At 55.8% G+C, this 761-nt stretch carries 1 protein-coding gene and 3 tRNA genes; all 4 read right to left on the minus strand.

The annotated features are described in order from the left end of the window. Positions 1–84, minus strand: an 84-nt coding sequence (locus A9J21_RS32350; RefSeq protein ID WP_043003843.1) for a GTP-binding protein, incomplete at its 3' end; no start/stop codon positions are given. Positions 85–128: 44 nt separating this feature from the next. Continuing rightward, a tRNA-Thr gene (locus A9J21_RS16460) sits at positions 129–203 on the minus strand. Positions 204–240: 37 nt separating this feature from the next. Further along, positions 241–314 (minus strand) — tRNA-Gly (locus A9J21_RS16465). A gap of 50 nt (positions 315–364) precedes the next feature. Continuing rightward, positions 365–450, minus strand: a tRNA-Tyr gene (locus A9J21_RS16470). Positions 451–761: the final 311 nt, after the last annotated feature.

Below are 761 nucleotides of genomic sequence, written 5' to 3' on the forward strand. Positions count from 1 at the left end.
CAGCGTCGTCTTGCCGTGGTCAACGTGACCAATCGTACCTACGTTCACGTGCGGCTTGGTCCGCTCGAACTTTTCCTTTGCCATTTCGCGACTCCTGTCTCGGTAGCAATTGCCAGTGCGGGTATTGATGGTGCCCATGGGCAGGATCGAACTGCCGACCTCTCCCTTACCAAGGGAGTGCTCTACCACTGAGCCACATGGGCGAAACTTGACTTACTTTTGCGACGGCAACCTGGAGACTGGAGCGGGTGAAGGGAATCGAACCCTCGTCGTAAGCTTGGAAGGCTTCTGCTCTACCATTGAGCTACACCCGCCCGGTTACTTCCTGCTTCACCGGCTTTCGCCAGGTTGTTGTCTTGCATTCTGGTGGAGAGGGCTGGATTCGAACCAGCGTAGGCGTAAGCCAACAGATTTACAGTCTGCCCCCTTTAGCCACTCGGGCACCTCTCCGCAGAGAACTTGTGATTATGGTGTAACTTACCGGGGCTGTCAAGTGCTTTCCGTTGAAGGAAGCAACTTTGCGGATCGCTCCAGAAGCCTGCAAATACGTCGCCGGGAGGCTTCGTTTGCGGACCAGAATCATCGATCTGAAATCGACGCTCTCACCCTATAGGGCACGCTGGAAGCGGCTTCCAGGGCCTCGGAGAGCGGCGATTTGCCTGCTTTCGCATTTCATGCGCACCAAAGCAAAACCCCCAAGCTTTCGGGCTTGGGGGTTCTGGGTATAAGAGCCTGGCGATGACCTACTTTCACACGGGTAG

The organism is Cupriavidus sp. D384, from assembly GCF_001652915.1.
Taxonomy (GTDB): domain Bacteria; phylum Pseudomonadota; class Gammaproteobacteria; order Burkholderiales; family Burkholderiaceae; genus Cupriavidus.